A 24,234-nucleotide genomic window follows, 5' to 3' on the forward strand; every position below is an offset into this window, starting at 1 on the left:
CCTTTAATCATTCAACAACTTCCAAAGTTTATCTTTTAACTCGGTTAAACCTTGCTGTGCTACTGAAGAGATAAACATATAATCGGCTTTTAAATCTTTATCTAGAATTGTTGCAATTTCAGATTTTAATTCGCTATCTAACATATCAGATTTTGAAATACAAACAAGCCTCTCCTTATCTAACATTTCAGGATTATAACGCTTTAATTCATCTTCTAAAATTTCGTATTGCTCCACAATATCTTTTGCATCTGCAGGAATTAAAAACAGTAGAATTGAATTACGCTCAATATGTCTTAAAAAGTAATAACCTAAACCTTTACCTTCCGCAGCACCTTCAATAATACCAGGAATATCTGCCATTATAAACGACTGAAAATCGCGATATTCCACAATGCCTAAATTAGGCTTTAAGGTTGTAAATTCGTAATCCGCTATTTTAGGTTTTGCGGACGTTAATACAGATAATAAGGTTGATTTTCCAGCATTAGGAAAGCCAACCAAACCTACGTCTGCTAAGACTTTAAGCTCTAATGTGATATCTTTTTCTTCGAGTGGAATTCCAGGTTGCGCATAACGAGGGGTTTGGTTGGTAGAACTTTTAAAATGCCAGTTACCACGTCCTCCCATGCCGCCTTCGACCACTATTTTTTCTTCACCATCTTCTGTGATTTCAAATAAAACAGTATCAGTTTCAGAATCGCGTACTACAGTTCCTAAAGGCACTTCAATGTAAATATCTTCACCATCAGCTCCTGTACTTCGTCCTGAACTACCATGTGCTCCATGGCCAGCTTTAAAGTGTCTTTTAAATTTTAAGTGAATTAATGTCCAAAGGTTTGAGTTGCCACGCAAAATAATATGACCTCCACGTCCACCATCTCCTCCATCTGGACCACCTTTTTGTATATATTTTTCGCGATGTAAATGCGCAGATCCTTTTCCTCCGTTTCCAGAAGTGACGTGCATTTTTACGTAATCAACAAAATTTCCTTCAGTCATATTCATTTCCCACCAGTGTGGGAATCTTTTTAGTTAGATTCCTATTTTTAGTAGGAATGGCAATTTATAATTTATCAATTACAGTACTTAGACGCACTGTAATGTCTTCAACACTACCAACACCATCAACACCAAAATACTTGTTTTGATCCGTGTAGTAATCTTTTAAAATCGCTGTTTTTGTATAGTATTGCTTAATTCGGTTTCTAATAATACTTTCGTCAGCATCATCAGTTCTACCACTGGTTTCTCCTCTTTTTAGTAAACGTTCTACCAATACCTCATCGTCAACTTCTAAAGCAACCATAGCATCGATTTGCGAATCCTTATCTTCCATTAATTTATCTAATGACTTAGCTTGTGCATTAGTTCTTGGAAAACCATCGAAAATAAAGCCGTTAGCTCCAGCATTTTTTTCAACTTCTTTATTTAACATATCAATAGTAACCTGGTCTGGTACTAACTCTCCTTTGTCCATAAAAGACTTAGCTAACATGCCTAATGCGGTTTCGTTTTTAATATTAAATCTAAAAACGTCACCTGTAGAGATGTGAATTAAATCGTATTTTTCCTTTAGAAAATTAGCTTGTGTTCCTTTGCCTGCACCTGGAGGACCAAATAGCACTATGTTTGTCATGTGTTGTGTAGTTTTTAATTGATATACATCTGGTAAATCTCTTCCTAGTCCATCGTAATCTAAACCGTAGCCAACGATGAATTTATTAGGAATTTCCATACCTACGTAATGAAGTTTAAAATCTTTATCATAAGCTTCTGGTTTATAAAACAAAGTAGCAATTAGTAATTGCTTTACATTTTCGTTTTCAAAAATGCGATGTACTTCTTCTAATGTGTTTCCTGAATCTATGATATCTTCTAAAATAACGACGGTTCTTCCTGTTAAGTCTTGGGTTAAACCAATTAAGCGTTGAATATCTTCGGTAGATTTAACACCTTCGTAAGACGCTAGTTTTATAAAGGTGACTTCACATGGTTTGGGATATTTTTTTACAAAATCGCTCACTAACATAAACGAACCATTTAAAATCCCAATAAACACAGGTACTTCATCACCTAAATCGGACGCAATACCATCTACCATGTTTTGGACAGCCGAATCTATTTCTTTTTCAGAAATAAAAGGTTTAAAGTATAAATCGTGAAGCTTAATCACTTTATTATTATTTTAGAATTGCAAAGATACATATTTGAATGCTTTTTGAATGATTTTTGATTTACGAATTTAGAAGTATGTGTCATATTTAGCGTATTTTTGTTGCTGAAAACGCAATGTGTAACTAATAAAGTTTCCACTTTCGTGGAAAATAAATATGAACTATTTTTCTTCCAATTTTAAACTCGGTATTCTTGGTGGTGGCCAACTTGGCAAAATGATGCTGTATGACACTCGCAAGTTTGACATCTACACTTGTGTCTTAGATCCTAGTGCTGACGCACCATCACGACTAGCTTGCGACGAATTTACCGTAGGTGATTTATTAGATTACGACACGGTTATTAACTTCGGAAAAAACGTTGATGTGTTAACGTTTGAAATCGAAAATGTTAATGTAGATGCCTTAGAATCCTTAGAAAAACGTGGAGTAAAAGTTTTTCCTTCAGCTAAAACATTAAGAATCATTCAAAATAAAGCAACACAAAAATTGTTTTATCGCGATAATGAAATTCCTACAGCTGATTTTTCGAGATTTGCTTATACATCAGAGATTGATGAAGCCGTAGATAATGGTGGTTTAAGCTACCCTTTTGTTTGGAAAAGCGCAAGGTTTGGTTACGATGGTACAGGTGTAAAAGTGGTTAGAGGTCTTTCCGATTTAACCGATTTACCTAATGTAGAATGCATTACAGAAACCTTAATTCCGTTTAAAAATGAATTAGCGGTTATTGTTGCCAGAAATGAACAAGGCGATATAAAAACATATCCTGTGGTGGAGATGGAATTTCACCCTGAAGCCAATCAAGTGGAATATGTTATTTGTCCGGCTCGAATTCCAGATGACATCGCAAAGAAAGCCGAATTAGTAGCTTTAAAAACGGCTGAAGCCTATAAACATGTTGGGCTTTTGGCTGTTGAAATGTTTCAGACTGAAAATGATGACATTTTAGTAAACGAGGTGGCGCCAAGGCCACACAATTCAGGTCATTATAGTATTGAAGCAAGCTATACATCACAATTTGAACAACAACTGAGATGTATTTTAGGTTTACCACTTGGCAATACTGAAAGTAAAGTGGCTGGAGTGATGGTTAATCTTGTTGGTGCTGAGAACCACACAGGCAACGTCGTTTATAAAAATATTGAAGACATCTTAGCAATGGATGGCGTCACTCCCCATATTTATGGGAAGAAACAAACCAGACCGTTTCGCAAAATGGGACATGTAACTATTGTTAATGAAGATATTGCCGTAGCACGCGACATTGCAGAAAAAGTAAAACGTACAATTGAAGTAATTAGTGAATAAAATATGAGTAAAGTTGCCATTATAATGGGAAGCAAAAGCGATATGCCAGTGATGCAAGACGCTATAGATATATTAAACGGATTTGATATTGAAATTGAAGTGGATATCGTTTCTGCACATAGAACACCTGAAAAATTATTCGATTTTAGTAAAAACGCACACAAAAGAGGCATTAAAGTGATTATTGCTGGTGCAGGAGGAGCTGCGCATTTACCAGGAATGGTTGCATCAATGTCACCACTTCCTATTATTGGAGTACCCGTAAAAAGCAGTAATTCTATTGATGGTTGGGATTCTGTATTATCTATTTTGCAAATGCCAGGAGGTGTTCCTGTTGCTACCGTTGCACTTAATGGAGCAAAAAATGCCGGAATTTTAGCCGCTCAAATTATTGGATCTTCAGACCAATGCGTCTTAGATAAGGTTTTGGTTTACAAGGAAGGCTTAAAAGCAAAGGTGATTGAGTCTGCAAAGGACATCTAAAAAAGCCTCAACTTTCGTTAAGGCTTTTTAGCTATTAATCAATTCTCCTTTTACATTATTAAATGAAAAAACAGTGATGCAAAGGTACAACCATATACAAATGGCTTTCCTAACAAAAAGTTAAAATTCAGAAACGCATAATCTTAAATTAAAGTCAAAAAATTAATGAATTTTCTTAATAATACATTTAACACAACATATAATACAGCACCATTTTCAAAAATAAAAGCAGAAGACTTTTTGCCTGCTTTTAAAATTGGAATAGAAAAAGCAAAAGCAGAAATCGATGCCATAACCGACAACACTGCATCACCAACTTTTGAAAATACTATTGAAGCCTTAGATTATTCAGGTGAAGAGTTAAATCGTATTTCTAGTATATTCTTCAATTTGAATTCTGCGGAAACCAATGATGAGATTCAAAAAATTGCTCAAGAAGTTTCACCCTTACTTTCTGAGTTTAGTAATGATATTACATTGAATGAAGCTTTATTTAAGCGTGTAAAAGCAGTTTACGATTCAAAATCTAATTTAGAGTTAACCATAGAACAAGAAACATTACTAGATAAAAAATATAAAGGTTTTTCTAGAAATGGCGCCAATTTAGCTGAAGATAAAAAAGATAAACTGAGAGCTATTGATAAAGAGTTAAGTCAACTAAAATTAAAATTTGGTGAGCATATTTTAGCTGAAACCAATGCCTTTGAATTGCATTTAACAAACGAAGATGATCTTTCGGGTTTGCCAGAAGGAGCCAAAGAAGCTGCCAAACAATTAGCAGAAAGCAAAGATAAAGACGGTTGGTTAATTACCTTAGATTACCCAAGTTATATTCCGTTTATGACCTATGCAGACAATAGAAATTTACGAGAACAACTTTCAAAAGCATTTGGTAGAAAAGGATTTCAGAATAACGAATTGGATAACCAAGAACTCGTTATTAAAATAGCACAATTACGTTTTCAGCGTGCACAACTGCTAGGTTATAAAACACATGCGCATTTTGTATTAGAAGAACGTATGGCACAAACGCCAGAAAAAGTGACTTCTTTTTTAAATGAACTCTTAGAAAAAGCAAAACCAGCAGCTAATGAAGAGTTTAATGAATTGGAAAATTTCGCTAAAGAACTAGACAGCATAGACCAATTACAAAAATGGGATTCTGGTTATTATTCTGAAAAATTAAAACAAAAATTGTTTGACTTAGATGATGAACAGTTAAAACCATATTTCAAATTAGAGAATGTAATTAATGGTGCTTTTACAGTTGCCAATAAGTTATTCGGATTAGAATTTGAAGAAATTGACACTATAGACAAATACCACGAAGAGGTTTTAACCTATAAAGTGACAGATGCTGATGGTGAATTTGTTTCTATCTTCTATGCCGATTTTTTCCCGAGAGCCGGAAAACGTAACGGAGCTTGGATGACGGTTTACAAACCACAAATGATAAAAAATGGTGTAAATGACAGACCTCATATATCAATCGTTTGCAACTTTACAAAACCCACAAAAAGCAAACCATCTTTACTCACTTTTAATGAAGTCACAACGTTATTTCACGAATTTGGTCATGCCCTACACGGCATGTTAGCCAACACAACGTACCCAAGTTTATCTGGTACGAGTGTGTATTGGGATTTTGTAGAATTACCAAGTCAGGTATTAGAGAACTGGTGTTACGAAAAAGAAGCCTTAGAATTGTTTGCCACGCATTACGAGACAGGCGAAGTGATTCCTATGGAATTGATAAATAAAATTAAAGCTTCTTCCACGTTTCATGAAGGCACGCAAACGCTACGCCAATTAAGTTTTGGGTTATTAGACATGTCTTGGCATGGTATTGACCCTTCAGAAATTGATGATGTAAAATCTCATGAAGCCGAAGCTTTTGCTGATACCAATTTGTATCCAGATGTTGCAGAAAACTGTATGAGTACATCCTTCGCGCATATTTTTCAAGGGGGTTATTCTTCTGGCTATTACAGTTACAAATGGGCAGAAGTTTTAGATGCTGATGCTTTTGAATACTTCCTAGAAGAAGGTATTTTTAATAAAACCGTTGCAGACAAATTTAAAACCTTTGTACTATCTCAAGGTGGTACAGAAAATCCAATGGTATTATATAAAAAGTTTAGAGGTCAAGAGCCAAAACCTGAAGCGTTGTTGCGACGTGCAGGATTGTTAAAATAAAACTAGCGTATTATACGTTCAGTATGTATGGGTTTACTTAAACGTATTGGGCATATCATACTAATTATTGTTTTAACAACTATGACCCAAGTTGGCGGCATCATTTGGCTACTTGCTGTTATTATTTCATACCAAACAAAAAAGGGAAAGCGTATTGTTTTCCCTTTGCTTTATCTATTATTTAACCTAGTCATCATTCCTCCTATTGCGTCTCATTTTGGCAGAGAAAAATTACCATGGTTTGGTCCTGAGTTACAACCTCGAAATTGGTTTTATCCATTAGCATTTAGAAATTATGTGAATCCAGAATTAAAATTAGAACTAGAAGATGCTGCTCATGTTTTATATAAATCTGGAATTACAATCACTTATTTAGATGCCAACTTACCTTTCTTTAATGGCTTTCCGTTATTACCGCATTTAAGTCATAATGATGGAAAAAAGATAGATATTTCATTGATGTATTTAGATGAACAAGGTCAACCTACAAACAAAAAACCGTCCACTTCTGGCTATGGTGTTTTTGCAAATACAGAGAATAGCTATAGTGCTAAATCTTGCTTAAGTAAAGGGTATTGGCAGTATGATTTTACCAAATACCTTACGTTTGGAACCTTAAATAATTTAAAACTTGATACTAAAAAAACAGCTCAATTAATAAAACAATTACTTTCAATTCCATCGTCTCAGAAGCTGTTTATAGAACCACATCTTAAAACATCATTAGGTTTAAGTGCGCAATATAAAATTCGATTCACGGGATGCCACGCTGTAAGACACGATGATCACATTCATTTACAAACAAAATAAACTTTCAATAATTACTGAAAGTTTAGAAATTATTATATATTTGTTGTATGGAATATCAAGAAGCAAAAGAAAAGTTTATTAGTACTTGGGGAAGTTTAGGCTCACTCTGGGGAATTAATAAAGCCATGGCACAAATACAAGCCTTGCTTTTTATTTCAACCCAACCATTATCCATGGAAGATATTATGGAAGATCTTAAAATTTCTCGTGGTAATACTAGCATGAATTTAAGGCAGCTTATGGATTGGGGAATTGTAACCAAAGTTATAGTTTCGGGTGAGCGCAAAGAATTTTTCACAACAGAAAAAGACGTACAAGAATTAGCAAGAACGGTTGCAAAAGAACGTAGCCGTAGAGAAATTAGACCTGTAATTAAAGTTTTAGAAGAAGTGTCTTCTATAAAAGATGACGGCACCGAAAAATCGAAAGAACTCATTAAACAAACTAAAGCACTCAACCAGTTAACCCAAGATTTAGATACATTAATGAATAAAATGGTGAATCAAAAACAAAATTGGTTAACTAAGTCGGTTTTAAAACTGATGAAATAGCTTTAACTAAAAGTTTCATTGAAAATTAAAGATTATTAAACGGATTAACTATGTGGCATTTGAAAAGCAATAAACAAAACCACAGAAAATAGCTCGTATATTTTTTTAACACAAACTTTCAATTTTTTCTGAAAGTTTTAAAACAAAAGAAACATGAAATATTTATACGATATAAATAAATGGCTAATCATTATCACAGCACTACTCTACTTGACATTTTGGGGAGGCATTATGGCACAGGTGATTTTAGGTGCTATACAAATTATTATGAGTATTTCAATACTAGTTCACTTCTCTGAACAACCGAAACTTGTAAAACGCTTATTTGTCATTTACATATTAGCAACTATTTCAATCGTTTTTCTCTTTATAATTATGACACAAAACTTAAATGGTGGTTTCGAATTAGTCTTTCTATGGTTAATCATTACAATGATGCTCGCCATATTTCATATGTATATCACTTATAAAATTAAAATATCATGAAAACTCAAATACCAAATTGGCTAATCATTTTAGGAGGATGTGGTCAAATCTTTACAGCACTAATTTACCCATACATAAGACATAAAGTTTTTGATTGGTATAATGATGTCAAGCAATTGAAACCATTAAATCAGGAAATAGCTAAAACTTACGGTAGATATATCCAGGGATTAAACTTCTCATTCGGATTAATTGCAATTGTAATTCCTAATGATTTAAAAAATGGTACAAACCTATCTATTGCATTAACTGGACTCATTGCCGCATATTGGGTTGGTAAAGTAGCAACACAAATTGCGTATTACCCAATGTATCAAATTCCACAGCAACTGATTTTTAAAATAGGTAGTTACTTTATGAATATCCTTTTTACACTTTTTGCTGTTGTTTATACATGGTTACTCATTACAAACCTTAATTCAACCTTTTAAATCTAATAGTTATGACATCACAAACACTGCCACTCAACACCCATTCTGAGAAGAATAAAATAGAAATGATAGACTTCTATAATCAAGCATCAGAAGATTATGAATTTTGGAGTCACGATTTCAATATGCATTTTGGTTACTTTATTCCGTTTAAGACTAACCTTTTTAAACGCGATAGCATGCTCAACCAACTGAATGCTCAAGTTATAAAACGATTAAAAATTGATAACCAAAAGCATCGCCTGGTAGATTTGGGTTGTGGTATGGGCGCCACAATGCGATATGCTATAAACCAACATAAAAATATAATAACTTATGGTGTTACACTTTCAGAATTTCAAGTCAAAGAAGGCAATAAACTTTTAAAAGGAAAAAACGGTATCATTCTAAAAGAAAACTACAACAACACCTCATTTCAATCCAATTCATTTGATTCTGCTTTAGCAATTGAAAGTTTTTGTCACTCAGGTCACAGCACAAAATCGTTACAAGAAGCGCATCGCATTTTAAAACCTGGCGGACAATTGGTAATTGCAGATGCCTTCTTAAAAAAAGAACAAACAGAACTATGCAAAGGTGGCAATTACGCTTATCATCGTTTGTGCGACCATTGGAGTTTAGAAAAACTAGAAACATATTATTTTATAAAAAACCAGTTACAAGCTTTAGGTTTTAATACTATTAAAATTGAAAATGCGTCACTAAGAGTTGCACCATCTGTTTTACATGTACCGTTTGCAATTACAGGCTTTATTCTAAAAAAAATTCTCAGTTTTAAGTCTATCAAAAGAGAAAGTTTTCATAATTTAAAGGGATCATTCTTCGCGTTATTAGCAGGACTGCATATGAAAAGTTTTGGATATTACATTATAACTGCCACTAAAAACGAATAAAACCTAGTTCAGTTTTACAACTTTGAAGAATTATATCTCATATTTTTAAACTATTTTTGAAACAGCAATGAAATTGAACAATGCCAAAGCACAAAATAGACCCAAATAATTGGGTAAAACTTTATTCAGATTACCTTTTCAATTACACCATTACACGTGTAAGTGATAGAGAAGTTGCTCAAGATTTAATATCTGAAACTTTTTTAGCTGGACTTAAATCCATGAAGAACTTTAAAGGTGAGGCAAGCGAACGTACTTGGCTAGTTTCAATTTTAAAGCGTAAAATCATTGATCATTATCGCAAAATAAATTCTAACAAAGGTAAAGCTGAAGTTAGAATGAATTATATCAACGATACAGATTCAGAAGGAGACTGGTTAGAAGAACGCGTTGCAGATTCTAACGTAAAAACCGCTGAAGACACACTAGTCAACTCAGAATTAGGTGGTGCCATCTACGATTGTTTAGCAAAATTACCAGAAAAACAGGCCGACGTTTTTAAAATGAAAACCATTTTGGGTTACGGCACAGAAACAATTTGTAATGAATTGGATATTACTGCGTCTAATCTATGGGTAATTATACACAGAGCACGAACTGCATTAGCAGAATGCATGGAGGAAAATTGGTTTAAATAAATGATATACCGTTTACAAGGACATTACAGATGAAAAAAAGTTTTTTATTTATTAGTTGTGAAGAAGCTAAACTTATTTGTGATAAATCGCAATATGATGAAGCTACTACTTGGGAGATTGTTAAGCTACGAATCCGCCTATTTTACTGTGGTATTACTAAAACATATTCACGTAAAAATGTGAAGCTATCTGAAACTATTGAAACGTCTAAAGTACAGTGTTTAAAAGCAGAAGAACGCGACAAACTTCAATCTACCTTAGATAAAGAGCTAACTAAGCAACAACAAAACTAAGAGCCATATAATAGGTAAACTTTCTACCCAAAACGCACTATAATATTTTGATTGATTTTTGTTTGAAAAGAGCAAAAACAGCAACGAAACTCCTGTAATTATTAGTGTTGCACATATAGACTTACTTGTTAATTCATCTTTAAAAAATTCCAACATCAAAAAAACAAATAAGAGTACAACACCAATAATTTTTGTTTTTTTGACCCCTATTTTCTGTGGTATTGTTGCCAGTTTTAAACTATCAAAATTAAGGTCTCTAATCTCAAATGGAAACATTAATACCAGAACATATAAAAACCGTTGAGTACTGGTAATTACCACATCCATATTAATTAACACATCATGATTTACTATAGGCACTATCACTGTAGTAAACATCCAAATCAGAGCAATTAGATACACTTTTAAACCACTAACTTGTCGTAAATTTTTATGATCATCAAACAAATAATGCTTCGGAACCATAATAGGAATGGCATAAAAAAAAGTGATCACTCCAAGAATAACAATAACGATTAAGGTTTCTACCTCAAGCTTCAGTCCATAATAACACATGGCAAAAAAAGCTCCTAGTGAAAATAACTGAATCGCTTTTAACCAACCTGCCAAACTGCGATGATGAAACTTAACAATACCAAAATATTTCACAAAATTATATCCCGTTATTGTAGCAAAAAACACAAAACTCAATAGGTTTTGATCATGTTTTAAGTTCATCTCAATTAATGTTACCCATGCTAAAGCACAAGTGGCAATGGCAACATGAATACTACTATTAATATAAAAGTTGAAGATACGTTTTAAAACTTCCATAACGCAAAAGTAAGTAATGTGTTAACAACCTTTAATATTGGTTAAAAACTTTAGGTATTCTTAACTAAAAAACAAGGGCAAATCCTTACTTTTGCAAAACTAAAATTAACTTTTTTTCAATGGATACGACTTCATTTGCACTCAGACATATTGGCTCAAATTCAGACCAACAACAAGCCATGTTAGACACCTTAGGTGTTAAAAATATTGAACAATTGGTAACGGAAACCATTCCAGATAATATTCGCTTAGAAAATGATTTAAACCTCGATGCTGCCTTAAGTGAGCAGGAGTACCTAAGTCATATCAACCAACTTTCAGAACACAACAAAATATACAAAACCTATATTGGTTTAGGCTATTACCCTACTAATTTACCCGCTGTAATTCAGCGTAATATATTAGAAAATCCAGGATGGTACACCGCTTACACACCATACCAAGCTGAAATTGCTCAAGGCCGATTAGAGGCTTTATTAAATTTCCAAACCATGATTATTGATTTAACAGGAATGGAAATTGCCAATGCTTCGCTTTTAGACGAAAGTACAGCAGCTGCTGAAGCCATGGGATTATTATTCGCCGTTAGAGATCGTAGCCAAAAGAAAGCCAATGTCAATAAATTCTTTGTATCAGATTTAGTATTACCACAAACTATTGACTTACTCGAAACTAGAGCAAACCCAATTGGTATTGAATTAGTTATAGGCAATGAAACAGAATACAATTTGTCCGATGAATATTTTGGTGCTTTACTTCAGTATCCTGGAAAAAACGGACAGATTACAGATATAAAATCGTTTATAGAACAAGCTAACGCGAAAAACATCAAGGTAGCTGTTGCGGCAGATATTTTAAGTTTAGTAAAGCTTGAAGCACCAGGAAAATTTGGAGCAGATGTGGTTATTGGCACCACACAACGTTTCGGAATTCCGATGGGTTATGGAGGTCCTCATGCTGCATATTTTGCAACAAAAGACGCTTATAAACGTGATGTTCCTGGTCGTATTATTGGTATCACAAAAGACGTTACTGGCAATAGAGCCTTACGAATGGCATTACAAACCAGAGAGCAACACATTAAACGCGATAAGGCAACTTCAAATATCTGTACAGCGCAAGTTTTATTAGCTGTTATGGCAGGTATGTATGCCGTTTACCATGGTCCAAAAGGACTGACATTTATCGCAGATAAAGTTAAAAACTCAACCTCTACTCTAGCTGATGCATTAGAGCGTTTAGGATTAGAACAAGTTAACACCCACTATTTTGATACTATTCAAATTAAAGCGGATGCTGTAGATGTAAAATATCAAGCTGAGAAAAATGAAGTTAACTTTCATTATCCAGATACCAACACAGTAACAATATCATTAAACGAAACAACTACGATTTCAGATTTAAATGATATCATTTCAATTTTTGAAAACGTAACAGGTAAAACTACAGATAAAATTGAATCCATTTCAACAAATGAAACGATTCCAAACCATTTAAAACGTCAATCCGATTTTTTAACGTTTGACGTTTTTAACACTTACCATTCTGAAACGGAATTAATGCGTTACATCAAACGATTAGAACGTAAAGATTTAGCATTAAACCATTCTATGATTTCACTTGGTTCTTGTACCATGAAATTAAATGCTGCGGCAGAGATGTTGCCATTAAGTTGGCCAAGTTGGGGAAATATGCACCCTTTTGTACCAACAGAACAAGCAACAGGCTATAAGTTAATGTTAAACGCATTAGAAAATCAACTATCTGAAATTACTGGTTTTGCGGCAACATCACTGCAACCAAACTCTGGTGCTCAAGGTGAGTTTGCCGGTTTAATGGTGATTAAAGCATATCATGAATCGCGTGGAGATCATCACAGAAACATATGTTTAATTCCATCGTCTGCACACGGAACAAATCCTGCAAGTGCTGTTATGGCTGGCATGAAAGTGGTTGTAACTAAAGCGTCAGAAAATGGAAATATTGACGTTGAAGATTTAAGAGAAAAAGCAGAGTTACATGCTGACAATCTTTCTGCAATTATGGTAACATATCCATCTACGCATGGTGTTTATGAAGCTTCTATTAAAGAAATCACTAAGATTATTCATGATAATGGTGGTCAAGTTTATATGGATGGAGCTAACATGAATGCACAAGTAGGCTTAACCAATCCTGGAAATATTGGTGCAGATGTGTGTCACTTAAATTTACATAAAACGTTTGCTATTCCTCATGGAGGTGGTGGACCAGGAGTTGGACCAATTTGTGTTGCCAAACAACTCGTTCCATTTTTACCTGGCAACCCAATTATAAAAACAGGAGGTCATCAAGCGATTACTGCTATTTCTGGAGCACCTTTCGGCTCTTCTTTAGTATGTCTAATTTCTTATGGTTATATAAAAATGTTAGGATATAGAGGTTTGAAAAAAGCAACACAAGTCGCCATTTTAAATGCCAACTATATTAAGGAACGCTTAAAAGGATCGTACCCAACATTATATTCTGGTGAAATGGGAAGAGCTGCTCACGAAATGATTATTGATTGTCGTGATTTTAAAGCCAAGGGTATTGAAGTTACAGATATTGCGAAACGTTTAATGGATTATGGTTTTCATGCACCAACGGTTTCATTTCCGGTTGCTGGAACCATGATGATTGAACCTACTGAAAGTGAAAGTAAAGCCGAAATGGATCGTTTTTGTGATGCTATGATTTCAATTCGAAAAGAAATTGACGCAACATCTAAAGACGAACCAAATAATATGTTGAAAAATGCACCTCATACGTTGAGTATGCTAACGTCTGACGAGTGGGTATTACCTTACAGTAGAGAAGCGGCAGCATATCCTTTAAGTTACGTTAGAGACAACAAGTTTTGGCCAAGCGTAAGACGAGTAGATGACGCTTATGGTGACCGAAATTTAGTTTGTAGTTGCGAACCTATTGAAGCTTATATGGACGCATAGTTTAAATACATAATCATTAAAAAAGAGTATTCAAATTGAATACTCTTTTTTTTGTTGTTTTATAAATTATAGAGACCGATAATTATGAATTCTTTAAAAATTATTGCTTTAGAACTGTAATTTATAGAAAATTCTATAATATTAATTAGCTTCGTAACTCTGAATACAATTAGTAATGGCAATAAAAATAACAGGAACTGGAAGTTATATTCCAAGTAATATTGAAAAAAACGAAGACTTTTATAATCATCAATTTGTAAATGCCGACGGCTCTACTATTAATAGCCCAAACGAAGTTATTGTTGAAAAATTTAAAGCTATTACAGGAATACAGGAACGTCGTTATATTGAGGACGATTTATTAAATTCTGACATCGCATTCTTTGCCGCTCAAAAAGCTATAGATGACGCAAAAATTGATAAAGAAAGTTTAGATTATATCATTGTAGCTCATAATTATGGTGATGTAAAACACAATGCAGAGCAAAGCGATACTGTGCCAAGTATTGCATCTAGAGTGAAGCATTTATTGCAGATTAAAAATCCAAAATGCGTGGGTTACGATTTGCTATTTGGTTGTCCTGGCTGGATCGAAGGCGTTATACAAGCCAAAGCATTTATTGCTTCAGGTGTTGCTAAACGTTGCTTGGTTATTGGTAGCGAAACCTTATCGCGAGTTATTGACAAACACGATAGAGACTCTATGATTTATAGTGATGGTGCTGGTGCGGTAATTGTAGAAGATACTGATGAAGAAGGTGGAATTTTAGGTCATGATTCTGCAACTTACGCCTTAGACGAAGCCCATTTTATCTACTTTGGAGAAACCAATAATCCTGAGATTACAGATAAACGTAGATACATTAAAATGTATGGTCGTAAAATCTATGAATTTGCGCTTTCTAATGTTCCAAAAGCATTAAAATCTTGTCTTGATGATAGTGGAGTTTCAATAAAAGATATTAAAAAAATACTGATCCATCAGGCGAATGAAAAAATGGATGATGCTATTGTAAAACGTTTTTACAAACTGCAAAACATGGAAATGCCAGAAGGTATCATGCCAATGACCATTAACCGACTTGGTAATTCTAGTGTTGCCACGGTGCCAACTTTATTAGATTTAATCTTAAAAGGTAAATTAAAAAACCAAAACATTAATAAAGGTGATATTATTTTGTTTGCTAGTGTTGGTGCTGGCATGAATATTAATGCTATTGTTTATCAGTATTAATTAGTGACCACAATTATTGTGAAAAGTAAACATGTACGAAAAAACATATCCTAATAAACGATTTCAACTGACGCTTCAGTTTTTAAAAAAGCACATTAACACCTCAGAATCAATCTTAGATTTAGGTGTAAAAAATCCGTTTTCAGAGATTATGATTTCTGAAGGTTTTACGGTTGAAAACACATCTGGAGAAGATTTAGACGAAGATCAATCGGCAATTCAAGAGTCTCCTGCTAAAGTTGTAACCGCTTTTGAAATATTTGAACATCTTTTATCGCCTTATGAAGTTTTAAAATCAATTAAAGCGGATAAGTTAGTGATTAGTGTTCCTCTTAAATTATGGTTTGCTTCGGCTTACAGAAGTAAAACTGATATGCGAGACAGACATTACCATGAGTTTGAAGATTGGCAACTCGATTGGCTTTTAGAAAAAACAGGATGGACAATTAAAGACCGTCAAAAATGGACCAACCCAGTAAATAAACTTGGAATTAGACCCATTTTGAGACGTTTCACGCCAAGATACTATATTGTTTATGCTGAAAAGCAAGAAAACTCCAACTCATAAATTTCAAATTCCAATTCTTCACCATAGAATTTGCAGTATTAAAGTTTAACTTTGAATTTTAAATCTTGAACTTTTGAACTTCCACATTATCATTCCAGCGCATAACGAAGAAGCTTACATTGGTAAAACTTTAGCTTCTTTAGTTAAGCAAACGTTGTTACCAAAAGCAGTGGTTGTGGTGAATGATAATTCTTCAGACCATACTGAACATATTTGTGACGATTATGCTTCAAAATATGAATGGATTTCTGTTATAAACGCAACATCTTCAAACCAACATTTACCAGGTTCAAAAATTATTCAAGCGTTTAATAAAGGTTTAGAGTCCCTTGATGATAACTATGATATCATTTGTAAGTTTGATGCTGATTTAATTTTTCCTGAACATTATTTAGAAACATTAGCATCTCATTTCAATACTAATAAACAATTAGGAATGGCTTCTGGCTTCTGCTATATTGAAAAAAACAACACATGGATTCTTGAAAACCTAACTAACAAAGACCATATTAGAGGTGCACTAAAAGCTTACCGAAAAGATTGTTTTAAACAAATAGGCCAACTAAAACCATCGATGGGTTGGGACACTGTTGATGAGTTATTAGCCAAATATCATGGCTGGGACATTCTTACTGACGAATCACTTCATGTAAAACATTTGAAACCCACAGGACAATCCTATAATAAAGCGTCTAAATACCTACAAGGTGAAGCCATGTATAAAATGCGTTATGGCTTTTGGATTACTTTAATTTCGGCTTTAAAATTGGCTTATAAAAAAGGAAAATTTAGGTTGTTTAGAGATTATATGTCTGGTTATTTTAGAGCGAAATCCAATAAAACTGACATTTTGGTTTCAAAAGATGAAGGAAAGTTTATACGTGATTTGCGTTGGAAAGGGATCTTCAATAAATTCCAAAAATAACATTACAACTTCCAATTCTTCCCGATGTCTTTGATTACCAATTTTGAAATTCCTGCGTTCGCAGGAATTGTTAGAAACTCCAGCTTTTGTAGCTGCTAGAAGCTTCCAACCTGTTTTCAATACTATCCTCTAATTCTGGGAAGAAATCAATGCCAGTTAAAGTTTCTACCTCATCAACAGAAACTACAAATTTATATAATGGTAAATCAGAATTTTTATGATCCATTAAAAACGCTAGCATCTTAATTTTTCCATTAGTATTATCTAAAATTACTTTATAAAATTGATTAGGAACTGAAACATTTTCATCACCTATACCTTTCAAGTCATCTTCTAAAACACCTCCTGTTACGACAAAAACACCATCATTCTTTTTAGCCCAATAGCGTACTTTTTGTTCTAATCGATTCCATACTCCAGCATTAAATTGGTGTTCTTGCGGACTAATATTGCTAGTTAAAAAGGTTTCGTCATGTGCTGATTTGGTAAATCGTCTATCAGCAGCAGGACACAAATGACCTCTATCGTAACCTGAGTTTTTGTAATTGCGCCAATGTGCAGCACCTGTTTTTACAGCGTTATCAATTTCAAAATAGGGTCTTTTATGGTTGGTATAACTTAAATGCGACGCTTTTAATTCATAAGCCACCCATTCCGCTTGTTCATGAGGTTCACTATACGATAACGAGTAATTTTGATGATGGATAACTTGATTTGTAGTACTTGTCGGCAGAAAGTACTCGTTAGTATTCTCTTTTACAGTTTTACCATCTTTTACTATTTCTGCCTTTTCTTCAACATCTAAAAAGTACTCATAGCTGTAAATGCCTATAACTATAATAACAGCAATTATGGTAAAAATTGGTTTTCTCTTCAAAATAAGATATTAATCAATCACAAACCCTAAAGGTTGACCTGTCGCTCCATTAGGAAAACTAATTCCCAAAAGCGCCGAAATCGTTGGTGCAATATCTGGAATTACCGTTTTATCGAATGTTTCACCATGCTTTATACCTTTACCAAAAAATAATAATGGTACATGTGTATCGTAGTTTAACCCGCTACCATGTGTAGAACCTGTTTTATTGTAAGAAATAAAGGAGGTGTCATTTACCAAAATCACATCGCCAGATCGCTTTTGGTTAAATCCATTTTGTAACAAATTCTCTACTCCAATAGAAAAACTTGTAGTACTCATCGTTGTTGCCGTATACACTTTAGAGATATTTTTATAACTTAAATACTCCATGGCAATAGCATCTTGAACATCACTAAGTTTTAATCCTAAGGCTTGAACCTTGTCTCTGTTTAAAAAAATCTGACCGTTGCTAATATGCTCTACGATATCTTCGGTACCATACGTTGTATTTAAAAAAGAATTAAAACGCTCCTTTCTATCAGTTCTATCAACATATCCAGCAGGTACTTTTACTGAAGCTAAATAGGAAGGTACATCAACCGCTCCATGATCTGCAGTTAGAAACACAGTGTATTCTCCTTTGCCAACATTGGTATCTAGATACTGAAACAAACGCTCTAAATCTTTATCTAAACGAAGATATGTATCTTGTACTTCTTTTGAATTAACTCCAAAATTATGGCCAACATAATCCGTAGCTGAATAACTTACAGCAAGGACATCGGTTATTTGGTCTTGTCCTAAATTTTCGGCCTCGATTGCTGCCATTGCAAAATCGGTGGTTAAACTATTTCCGTAAGGTGTCGCTTTTAAAAGATCATAACCTCTATTGTCCTTACTAAGTGCTTTTAAATCGTAAGGAAATGTCGCTTTTTCTTTACCTTTAAAGCCACCTTCAAAGGTATTTTCATCAACTCCGCTTTCAGTATAAGTAGAAATATCATAAAGTGTATTCCACTCTTTTAAATAAGATGCTGCGTTATCCGAAGCATTAAAATCTTTAACCCATTGTGGTAAGTCATTCATATAAAATGAACTTGTAATCCAAGCCCCTTCACCTCTACCATGAAACCAGTATGCAGCATTTGCCGTATGACCTGCTGGTAAAATTGCACCTCTATCTTTTAAGGAAATCCCAATGGTTTTTCCTTGCATTTGTGTAAACAGTCTGTTTTCATCTGCAAAACTTGTGGTTTGCATTCTCCTTGGTGACATTTCACCTGCATCATCTTCTGTTCCAACAGACGACACACTTTGATCACCTGCACAATAGACACTTTCTTTAGTTTCTTTATCGTACCAATTATTACCTATGATACCATGAGTTTTTGGTGTTGTTCCTGTATAAACAGAGGCATGTCCTGGACCAGTATATGTTGGCACATAGTTAAAATGATTGTTTTTACAATTAAAACCTTCATTGATCATACGATTAAAACCACCATCTCCGAATTTAGATTCAAAACGAGTTAAGTAATCGTAACGCATTTGGTCAACCACAATTCCAACGACTAGTTTAGGACGATCATTGGATACTAAAACAGACGTTTTCTTTTTTATATCAGTAGTTGTATTTTGTGCACCACAAGCGGAAAACATACACAATACAACAATTAGGAAGGACATTTTTTTCATTCGGATATGAGTTTATTATAAGTCTCAAAAATACAATATTTAAATTATCTTAGTTTAAATTAACATTAATAACTAATCATTTTTTATACTTTAGCATTAATGAAAACACCCATAACTTATCTACATAATATAGGCACGTATTTTATTATGATTAAAGATATTTTTCGCCGACCAACGAAATGGTCAGTGATGAAACCTTTAATCTTAAAAGATATTGACGACCTTATTATTGGATCGCTAGGTATTGTTGCCTTTATTTCCTTTTTTGTTGGAGGCGTTGTTGCGATACAAACATCGTTAAATATGACCAGTCCAATAATGCCCAAATACTTGGTCGGTTTTGCCACTAGACAATCCATAATTTTAGAATTTGCACCTACTTTTATTTCTATTATCATGGCAGGCAAAGTAGGATCTTTTATTACATCTAGTATTGGAACCATGCGTGTTACAGAGCAAATCGATGCACTGGAAGTAATGGGAATAAATGCTATTAATTATCTCGTTTTTCCAAAATTCATTGCCTTAACGCTTTATCCATTTGTAATTTCTATTGCAATGTTTTTAGGTATTTTAGGTGGACTCATCGCATGTGTGTACGGAGGTTACGGCACCATGGAAGACTACATAGAAGGTGTGCAATTAGATTTTATTCCGTTTCATTTTATATACGCTTTTATAAAAACCTTTGTATTTGCATTTTTATTAGCAACTATTCCTTCATATTACGGTTACTTTATGAAAGGTGGCGCTTTAGAAGTTGGTAAAGCAAGTACAACCTCTTTTGTTTGGACTAGTGTAATGATCATACTTGTCAACTTTTTACTAACCAGTTTATTACTCGGCTAATTATGATAGAAGTTAAAGACTTAAAAAAATCGTTTGGCGACACCCAAATTTTAAAAGGCATAACCACATCTTTTGAAAAGGGAAAGACCAATTTAGTTATAGGACAAAGTGGATCTGGTAAAACCGTATTTTTAAAATGTTTGCTTGGGTTGTTTGAATACGAAGGAGGCTCAATTTCTTACGAAGGCAAAAACTTCAGTAAATTAACACGAAACGAAAAAACAAACTTACGTTCAGAAATGGGTATGGTTTTTCAAGGTAGTGCTTTATTTGACTCCATGACTATTGCCGAAAATGTAATGTTTCCATTACGCATGTTTACCAAACAGAGTAAAAGTGAAATGGAAGACAGAGTTGATGAAGTTTTAAAACGTGTTAACTTAGATGATGCACATCACAAAATGCCAAGTGAAGCTTCTGGTGGAATGCAAAAACGTGTTGCCATTGCAAGAGCCATTGTTAACAGACCAAAATATTTGTTTTGTGATGAGCCCAACTCAGGTTTAGATCCAAAAACAGCCATTGTAATCGATAATCTAATTCAAGAGATTACGGATGAATTCAATATTACAACAGTGGTTAACACCCACGATATGAACTCTGTTATGGAAATCGGTGAGAAAATCGTTTTTCTAAAAAATGGTTTATTAGAATGGGAAGGTTCTAGTGAAACAATTTTCAGAACCGAAAACGAAGCCGTAACTAACTTCGTCTATTCCTCTGAATTATTCAGAAAAGTTCGTAAAATGTATCTTGAAGAAGAGCGTTAATATCTTTAATTTCTTCTAATAAATACAGTATCTACCTTTAGTTCATTCTTTAACCATTTTTGAAGTGCTCTTTCTTTAACGAAAACCGCACTATCTGGCAATGAGACTTTCCATCTTACATTAGCAACATTAGCTGTGTCTATATTTATAAAATCTTTTGACTCTAACATTTTAGCATATCCGAAATACTCTAAATCACTAAATTTAATTTTAGCATCGCGAGATAACGCACTAAATGAAACTGCATTCTGATTGGTATTTTTAGATTCTATTACCTTATTTAAATTTGAGATATTAGTTTGAAGTTGTTCTATCTGTTTTTGAAGTCCATCAATTACATTATCCTTTCTATCTAAATCGGCATAAGCTCTGTCTAAAGACTCAAGTATTCGGTCTGCGCTTCGTGTTTTATTCGCGTTAACAATTAATTCAAAATCTTTAATGCTCTCATAGCTTTTCTTGCTAATTTGTAATGCTGAAACCATCTCATCACTCACATCTCCATTAAAGTGTAAATTGATTGTTTTAGTATCTGGATCTAAATCATTGTCTCTTTTCTGATACCAAAGATTGGGATTACTTTCTATATCATTTTTAACAAAACTATCGAAGTCTCTTTTGTATTTACTTTCCTGAAGCACAGTCAAAAACGTCCATATTGCAGGAATCATAACAACAATTGCAATGAGCATAGCAATCCTAGATGTACGTTTACGTTTTGCAGAATTAGCATATTTAAGCATTGGAAAACGCAACAGTTTTAAAACTAAGAATGTTGCTAATGCAATAAAAATGGTGTTAATCGTAAACAAATACATTGCACCACCAAAATAGGACCAATTACCTTCGGCCAAACCATAACCAGCAGTACATAAAGGTGGCATTAACGCTGTTGCGATAGCGACTCCAAATATTACTGAAGCAATGGTTCCTTTTTTAGTTCGTGCAATAATTAAGGCTAAACCTCCAAAGAAAGCGATTAAAACATCGCGAATATCTGGACGTGTTCTACCTAAAAGTTCTGAGGTTTCCGCACTCAAAGGAAACAACCAAAAGAATAAAAATGCCGTTAGTAAACTTAACACAATCATCGTTGCTAAGTTTATAAGCGACTTCTTTAAAGTATCGATATCATTAATAGCAATAGATAATCCTATGCCTAAAATAGGCCCCATTAATGGTGATATTAACATGGCACCAATTACTACTGCTGTTGAGTTGGCGTTAAGTCCAACAGATGCAACAAATATTGAACAAACCAAAATCCATGCCGTTGCACCTTTAAACGGAATATCTTGTTTAATTGCCGTTATCGTAGCATCTCTGTCTGTATCATCTCTAAAATCGAGCAACTCATTTAAAAAGGTCTTTACACTTGCAAATAAGCCTTGAGCATCTTTTTTTACAGCGTCTTTCTTTTCTTCAACAGCAGCTTCCTTATTCATTTCGTTGGTAATTTGCTGCTTCTCTTCTTCAGAAAAGTTAAATTTGTTTTCGTCACTCATAGTTCTATAAAAAATTCCAAATATTAAATTCTAAAATCTAGGATTAAGAAATCAATATTAATTATTTACAATTTTAAATATCTTAGATAAAATAGTTAACCGAATTCTTCTCCAAAATTGGCTTTCACATTTTGAAGTACTTTTTTAATATCTTGTTCTTTTTCTTTAGGAAAGATAAGTAAAACTTCGTCTTTATCAACAATAATATAATCTTTTAGTCCGTCTATAACCACAAGTTTATCGCGTTTAGACCTAATCATATTTCCACTTGCATCTTCTAGCAGAGTTTTACTATTAACTATGGCATTTGCATCCTCATCCTTGTCTAATTTGTCATAAAGACTTCCCCAAGTGCCAAGGTCGTTCCAATCGAAAGTTGCAGGTATCACAAAAACATTATCACTCTTTTCCATTAATGCATAATCCACCGATATGTTTTCTGCTTTTTCGTAATTATCTTTAATAAAATCATCTTCAAGTTCTGTATTATATGAACCATACCCACTTTTGAACAATTCAAATAATTCTGGTTGATTATTCTTAAAGGCAGAAATAACAGATTTCACACTCCACATAAAAATACCAGCATTCCATAAAAAATTACCTTGACTTATAAACGACTTTGCCGTTTCATAATCTGGTTTTTCTCTAAATTGATTAACCGATTTAATTTCTGTAGTTGCCGTTTTATCATATTCTATATAACCATAGCCAGTATTTGGTAATGTTGGTGTAATACCTAACGTCATTAAGGCATCATTAGACTCGCAATAATCGAATGCTGTTTTTACGTTAGCAGAAAAAGCTTGCTCATCTTCAATCCAGTGGTCACTTGGAGCCACAATCATTACAGCATTTTCATTTTCCTTCTGAATTTTTAAAGAAGCATACAATATACAAGGTGCTGTATTTCGCATGGCTGGTTCTAAAACCACTTGTCGTTTGGTAACATTTGGTAATTGTTGAAACACCAAATCGTTGTAACGCTCATTTGTTAATATAAAAATATTCTCTTCCGGAATTAATTGTGCTAAACGCTGAAAGGTTTTCTGTATTAAGGTATCGCCTGTGCCAAGCATATCGTGAAACTGCTTCGGAAAATCTTGCGTACTTACTGGCCAAAACCGTGAACCTACACCTCCTGCCATAAGTATGGCATAATAATTTTTATTCTTCATTCTTCTAATAATTCAACTTCTGCATTAGGGTTAAACAAATATAACTTTCCTGTTGTAACTTCAACACATTCAAACCGTTTTCTTCTTTGCTTGCCTTGTTTAAAAACGCGACCATTATACAACTTAAACTCTTTTCCAAATGGCACCTCAAAAACATAAGTTTTATCATTGGCTTCATTAAACTGTTTTAAAGCTAAAGACAATTCCGTATCTGTATCGCTCGATGCTTTTGGATTTTTAAAATGCTTTGCCAATAAGGGTAACAATTCTGAAGGAAAAATTTCAGGATGTAAAAAGGGCAACATTAAATGCTGAAAGGTTTGCTTCCACTCTTTTCCATGCGGTTTAATTGATCTTCCGTATTTTTTATACGTTTCAAAATGTGCGATTTCATGAATTAACGTGATTAAAAACCGATACGAATTAAGATTAGAGTTTACCGTAATCTGATGTTTTCCATTTGCCAATTCTCTATAATCACCATGACGGGTTTTACGTTCATTTTTCACTTTTACAGACAAATTATCATTTGCCAATAGTTTTGCAACCAAAGGTTGAGCCGCAGCAGGAATAAAATTTAAAAGCTGTGTTTGCATTTGC

General features: G+C 33.7%; 24 protein-coding genes. 16 read left to right on the forward strand and 8 right to left on the reverse strand.

Features of this window, described 5'->3' with window-relative positions:
- Positions 1-3: 3 nt before the first annotated feature.
- Together obgE and K1X16_RS15325 are read right to left on the reverse strand one after the other, a co-directional pair.
- Complete coding sequence (obgE, locus tag K1X16_RS15320) at positions 4-1,002, reverse strand: GTPase ObgE (RefSeq protein WP_195871611.1); 999 nt, start codon at positions 1,000-1,002, stop codon at positions 4-6.
- Between the two features lie 64 nt (positions 1,003-1,066).
- The gene (locus K1X16_RS15325) at positions 1,067-2,176 is read right to left on the reverse strand and encodes an adenylate kinase (RefSeq protein WP_195871610.1); all 1,110 of its coding nucleotides are present in this window, start codon (positions 2,174-2,176) and stop codon (positions 1,067-1,069) included.
- 157 nt (positions 2,177-2,333) lie between these two features.
- Here K1X16_RS15325 and K1X16_RS15330 point away from each other — a divergent pair, with 157 nt between their 5' ends.
- From K1X16_RS15330 to K1X16_RS15375, 10 genes are all read left to right on the forward strand, one after another.
- Positions 2,334-3,488, forward strand: a complete 1,155-nt coding sequence (locus K1X16_RS15330; RefSeq protein ID WP_195871609.1) for a 5-(carboxyamino)imidazole ribonucleotide synthase — start codon at positions 2,334-2,336, stop codon at positions 3,486-3,488.
- A 3-nt stretch (positions 3,489-3,491) separates the two neighbouring features.
- Positions 3,492-3,971, forward strand: coding sequence for a 5-(carboxyamino)imidazole ribonucleotide mutase (purE, locus tag K1X16_RS15335; protein WP_195871608.1), 480 nt, complete (start codon positions 3,492-3,494; stop codon positions 3,969-3,971).
- A 165-nt stretch (positions 3,972-4,136) separates the two neighbouring features.
- Positions 4,137-6,167 (forward strand): M3 family metallopeptidase, encoded by a 2,031-nt coding sequence (locus K1X16_RS15340; protein ID WP_225037017.1) that lies wholly within the window; start codon positions 4,137-4,139, stop codon positions 6,165-6,167.
- Positions 6,168-6,194: 27 nt separating this feature from the next.
- Positions 6,195-6,977: a hypothetical protein gene (locus K1X16_RS15345; RefSeq protein ID WP_225037018.1), complete on the forward strand. Its 783-nt coding sequence runs from the start codon at positions 6,195-6,197 to the stop codon at positions 6,975-6,977.
- A 47-nt stretch (positions 6,978-7,024) separates the two neighbouring features.
- On the forward strand, positions 7,025-7,528 hold the full coding sequence (locus K1X16_RS15350; RefSeq protein ID WP_225037019.1) for a GbsR/MarR family transcriptional regulator: 504 nt from the start codon (positions 7,025-7,027) through the stop codon (positions 7,526-7,528).
- 153 nt (positions 7,529-7,681) lie between these two features.
- Complete coding sequence (locus tag K1X16_RS15355; protein ID WP_225037020.1) at positions 7,682-8,014, forward strand: hypothetical protein; 333 nt, start codon at positions 7,682-7,684, stop codon at positions 8,012-8,014.
- Complete coding sequence (locus tag K1X16_RS15360; protein WP_225037021.1) at positions 8,011-8,445, forward strand: hypothetical protein; 435 nt, start codon at positions 8,011-8,013, stop codon at positions 8,443-8,445. Before K1X16_RS15355 ends, K1X16_RS15360 begins: the two co-directional genes overlap by 4 nt.
- Positions 8,446-8,456: 11 nt before the next feature.
- Positions 8,457-9,338, forward strand: coding sequence for an SAM-dependent methyltransferase (locus tag K1X16_RS15365; RefSeq protein WP_225037022.1), 882 nt, complete (start codon positions 8,457-8,459; stop codon positions 9,336-9,338).
- Positions 9,339-9,418: 80 nt separating this feature from the next.
- Positions 9,419-9,976, forward strand: coding sequence for a sigma-70 family RNA polymerase sigma factor (locus K1X16_RS15370; RefSeq protein WP_225037023.1), 558 nt, complete (start codon positions 9,419-9,421; stop codon positions 9,974-9,976).
- Positions 9,977-10,005: 29 nt separating this feature from the next.
- Positions 10,006-10,269 carry a hypothetical protein gene (locus K1X16_RS15375; RefSeq protein WP_195871601.1) on the forward strand — a complete coding sequence of 88 codons (264 nt, stop codon included), beginning with the start codon at positions 10,006-10,008 and terminating at the stop codon, positions 10,267-10,269.
- Here K1X16_RS15375 and K1X16_RS15380 read toward each other — a convergent pair.
- Complete coding sequence (locus K1X16_RS15380) at positions 10,246-11,082, reverse strand: hypothetical protein (RefSeq protein WP_225037024.1); 837 nt, start codon at positions 11,080-11,082, stop codon at positions 10,246-10,248. The two genes, K1X16_RS15375 and K1X16_RS15380, sit on opposite strands and share 24 nt — an antisense overlap.
- A gap of 119 nt (positions 11,083-11,201) precedes the next feature.
- On the opposite strand from K1X16_RS15380, the gene gcvP reads away from it, so the two are divergent.
- The 4 genes from gcvP (at position 11,202) to K1X16_RS15400 (ending at position 16,778) form a co-directional block, all read left to right on the forward strand.
- Positions 11,202-14,051 (forward strand): aminomethyl-transferring glycine dehydrogenase, encoded by a 2,850-nt coding sequence (gcvP, locus tag K1X16_RS15385; protein ID WP_225037025.1) that lies wholly within the window; start codon positions 11,202-11,204, stop codon positions 14,049-14,051.
- Positions 14,052-14,226: 175 nt separating this feature from the next.
- A complete protein-coding gene (locus tag K1X16_RS15390; protein ID WP_225037026.1) occupies positions 14,227-15,285 on the forward strand; it encodes a 3-oxoacyl-ACP synthase III family protein in 1,059 nt (352 codons plus the stop codon).
- Between the two features lie 31 nt (positions 15,286-15,316).
- A complete protein-coding gene (locus tag K1X16_RS15395) occupies positions 15,317-15,853 on the forward strand; it encodes a methyltransferase (protein WP_225037027.1) in 537 nt (178 codons plus the stop codon).
- Positions 15,854-15,926: 73 nt separating this feature from the next.
- Positions 15,927-16,778 (forward strand): glycosyltransferase family 2 protein, encoded by an 852-nt coding sequence (locus K1X16_RS15400; RefSeq protein ID WP_225037028.1) that lies wholly within the window; start codon positions 15,927-15,929, stop codon positions 16,776-16,778.
- Between the two features lie 70 nt (positions 16,779-16,848).
- On the opposite strand, the gene K1X16_RS15405 is transcribed toward K1X16_RS15400, so the two are convergent.
- Both K1X16_RS15405 and pafA read right to left on the reverse strand, forming a co-directional pair.
- Complete coding sequence (locus tag K1X16_RS15405; RefSeq protein ID WP_225037029.1) at positions 16,849-17,655, reverse strand: DNA/RNA non-specific endonuclease; 807 nt, start codon at positions 17,653-17,655, stop codon at positions 16,849-16,851.
- Positions 17,656-17,664: 9 nt separating this feature from the next.
- On the reverse strand, positions 17,665-19,332 hold the full coding sequence (pafA, locus tag K1X16_RS15410) for an alkaline phosphatase PafA (protein ID WP_225037030.1): 1,668 nt from the start codon (positions 19,330-19,332) through the stop codon (positions 17,665-17,667).
- A 99-nt stretch (positions 19,333-19,431) separates the two neighbouring features.
- On the opposite strand from pafA, the gene K1X16_RS15415 reads away from it, so the two are divergent.
- Both K1X16_RS15415 and K1X16_RS15420 read left to right on the forward strand, forming a co-directional pair.
- Entirely contained in the window at positions 19,432-20,181 is a 750-nt protein-coding gene (locus K1X16_RS15415; protein WP_195871593.1) for an MlaE family ABC transporter permease, read from the forward strand.
- A gap of 2 nt (positions 20,182-20,183) precedes the next feature.
- Positions 20,184-20,951: an ABC transporter ATP-binding protein gene (locus K1X16_RS15420; RefSeq protein WP_195871592.1), complete on the forward strand. Its 768-nt coding sequence runs from the start codon at positions 20,184-20,186 to the stop codon at positions 20,949-20,951.
- Positions 20,952-20,956: 5 nt separating this feature from the next.
- On the opposite strand, the gene K1X16_RS15425 is transcribed toward K1X16_RS15420, so the two are convergent.
- From K1X16_RS15425 to K1X16_RS15435, 3 genes are all read right to left on the reverse strand, one after another.
- Positions 20,957-22,456, reverse strand: coding sequence for a DUF389 domain-containing protein (locus tag K1X16_RS15425; RefSeq protein ID WP_195871591.1), 1,500 nt, complete (start codon positions 22,454-22,456; stop codon positions 20,957-20,959).
- 95 nt (positions 22,457-22,551) lie between these two features.
- Positions 22,552-23,634: a mannose-1-phosphate guanylyltransferase gene (locus K1X16_RS15430; protein ID WP_225037031.1), complete on the reverse strand. Its 1,083-nt coding sequence runs from the start codon at positions 23,632-23,634 to the stop codon at positions 22,552-22,554.
- Entirely contained in the window at positions 23,631-24,230 is a 600-nt protein-coding gene (locus K1X16_RS15435) for a SprT-like domain-containing protein (RefSeq protein WP_195871589.1), read from the reverse strand. Before K1X16_RS15435 ends, K1X16_RS15430 begins: the two co-directional genes overlap by 4 nt.
- Positions 24,231-24,234 lie beyond the last annotated feature (4 nt).

Source organism: Winogradskyella sp. SM1960 (genome assembly GCF_020179375.1).
Taxonomy (GTDB): Bacteria; Bacteroidota; Bacteroidia; order Flavobacteriales; family Flavobacteriaceae; genus Winogradskyella; species Winogradskyella marina.

What these genes read in the sequence shown, in the direction of transcription:
- obgE (WP_195871611.1), bottom strand. Translation starts at nt 1,002, where the DNA reads ATGACTGAAGGAAATTTTGTTGATTACGTAAAAATGCACGTCACTTCT.
- K1X16_RS15330 (WP_195871609.1), top strand. Translation starts at nt 2,334, where the DNA reads ATGAACTATTTTTCTTCCAATTTTAAACTCGGTATTCTTGGTGGTGGC.
- purE (WP_195871608.1), top strand. Translation starts at nt 3,492, where the DNA reads ATGAGTAAAGTTGCCATTATAATGGGAAGCAAAAGCGATATGCCAGTG.
- K1X16_RS15340 (WP_225037017.1), top strand. Translation starts at nt 4,137, where the DNA reads ATGAATTTTCTTAATAATACATTTAACACAACATATAATACAGCACCA.
- K1X16_RS15345 (WP_225037018.1), top strand. Translation starts at nt 6,195, where the DNA reads ATGGGTTTACTTAAACGTATTGGGCATATCATACTAATTATTGTTTTA.
- K1X16_RS15350 (WP_225037019.1), top strand. Translation starts at nt 7,025, where the DNA reads ATGGAATATCAAGAAGCAAAAGAAAAGTTTATTAGTACTTGGGGAAGT.
- K1X16_RS15355 (WP_225037020.1), top strand. Translation starts at nt 7,682, where the DNA reads ATGAAATATTTATACGATATAAATAAATGGCTAATCATTATCACAGCA.
- K1X16_RS15360 (WP_225037021.1), top strand. Translation starts at nt 8,011, where the DNA reads ATGAAAACTCAAATACCAAATTGGCTAATCATTTTAGGAGGATGTGGT.
- K1X16_RS15365 (WP_225037022.1), top strand. Translation starts at nt 8,457, where the DNA reads ATGACATCACAAACACTGCCACTCAACACCCATTCTGAGAAGAATAAA.
- K1X16_RS15370 (WP_225037023.1), top strand. Translation starts at nt 9,419, where the DNA reads ATGCCAAAGCACAAAATAGACCCAAATAATTGGGTAAAACTTTATTCA.
- K1X16_RS15375 (WP_195871601.1), top strand. Translation starts at nt 10,006, where the DNA reads ATGAAAAAAAGTTTTTTATTTATTAGTTGTGAAGAAGCTAAACTTATT.
- K1X16_RS15380 (WP_225037024.1), bottom strand. Translation starts at nt 11,082, where the DNA reads ATGGAAGTTTTAAAACGTATCTTCAACTTTTATATTAATAGTAGTATT.
- gcvP (WP_225037025.1), top strand. Translation starts at nt 11,202, where the DNA reads ATGGATACGACTTCATTTGCACTCAGACATATTGGCTCAAATTCAGAC.
- K1X16_RS15390 (WP_225037026.1), top strand. Translation starts at nt 14,227, where the DNA reads ATGGCAATAAAAATAACAGGAACTGGAAGTTATATTCCAAGTAATATT.
- K1X16_RS15395 (WP_225037027.1), top strand. Translation starts at nt 15,317, where the DNA reads ATGTACGAAAAAACATATCCTAATAAACGATTTCAACTGACGCTTCAG.
- pafA (WP_225037030.1), bottom strand. Translation starts at nt 19,332, where the DNA reads ATGAAAAAAATGTCCTTCCTAATTGTTGTATTGTGTATGTTTTCCGCT.
- K1X16_RS15415 (WP_195871593.1), top strand. Translation starts at nt 19,432, where the DNA reads ATGAAAACACCCATAACTTATCTACATAATATAGGCACGTATTTTATT.
- K1X16_RS15420 (WP_195871592.1), top strand. Translation starts at nt 20,184, where the DNA reads ATGATAGAAGTTAAAGACTTAAAAAAATCGTTTGGCGACACCCAAATT.
- K1X16_RS15425 (WP_195871591.1), bottom strand. Translation starts at nt 22,456, where the DNA reads ATGAGTGACGAAAACAAATTTAACTTTTCTGAAGAAGAGAAGCAGCAA.
- K1X16_RS15430 (WP_225037031.1), bottom strand. Translation starts at nt 23,634, where the DNA reads ATGAAGAATAAAAATTATTATGCCATACTTATGGCAGGAGGTGTAGGT.
- K1X16_RS15435 (WP_195871589.1), bottom strand. Translation starts at nt 24,230, where the DNA reads ATGCAAACACAGCTTTTAAATTTTATTCCTGCTGCGGCTCAACCTTTG.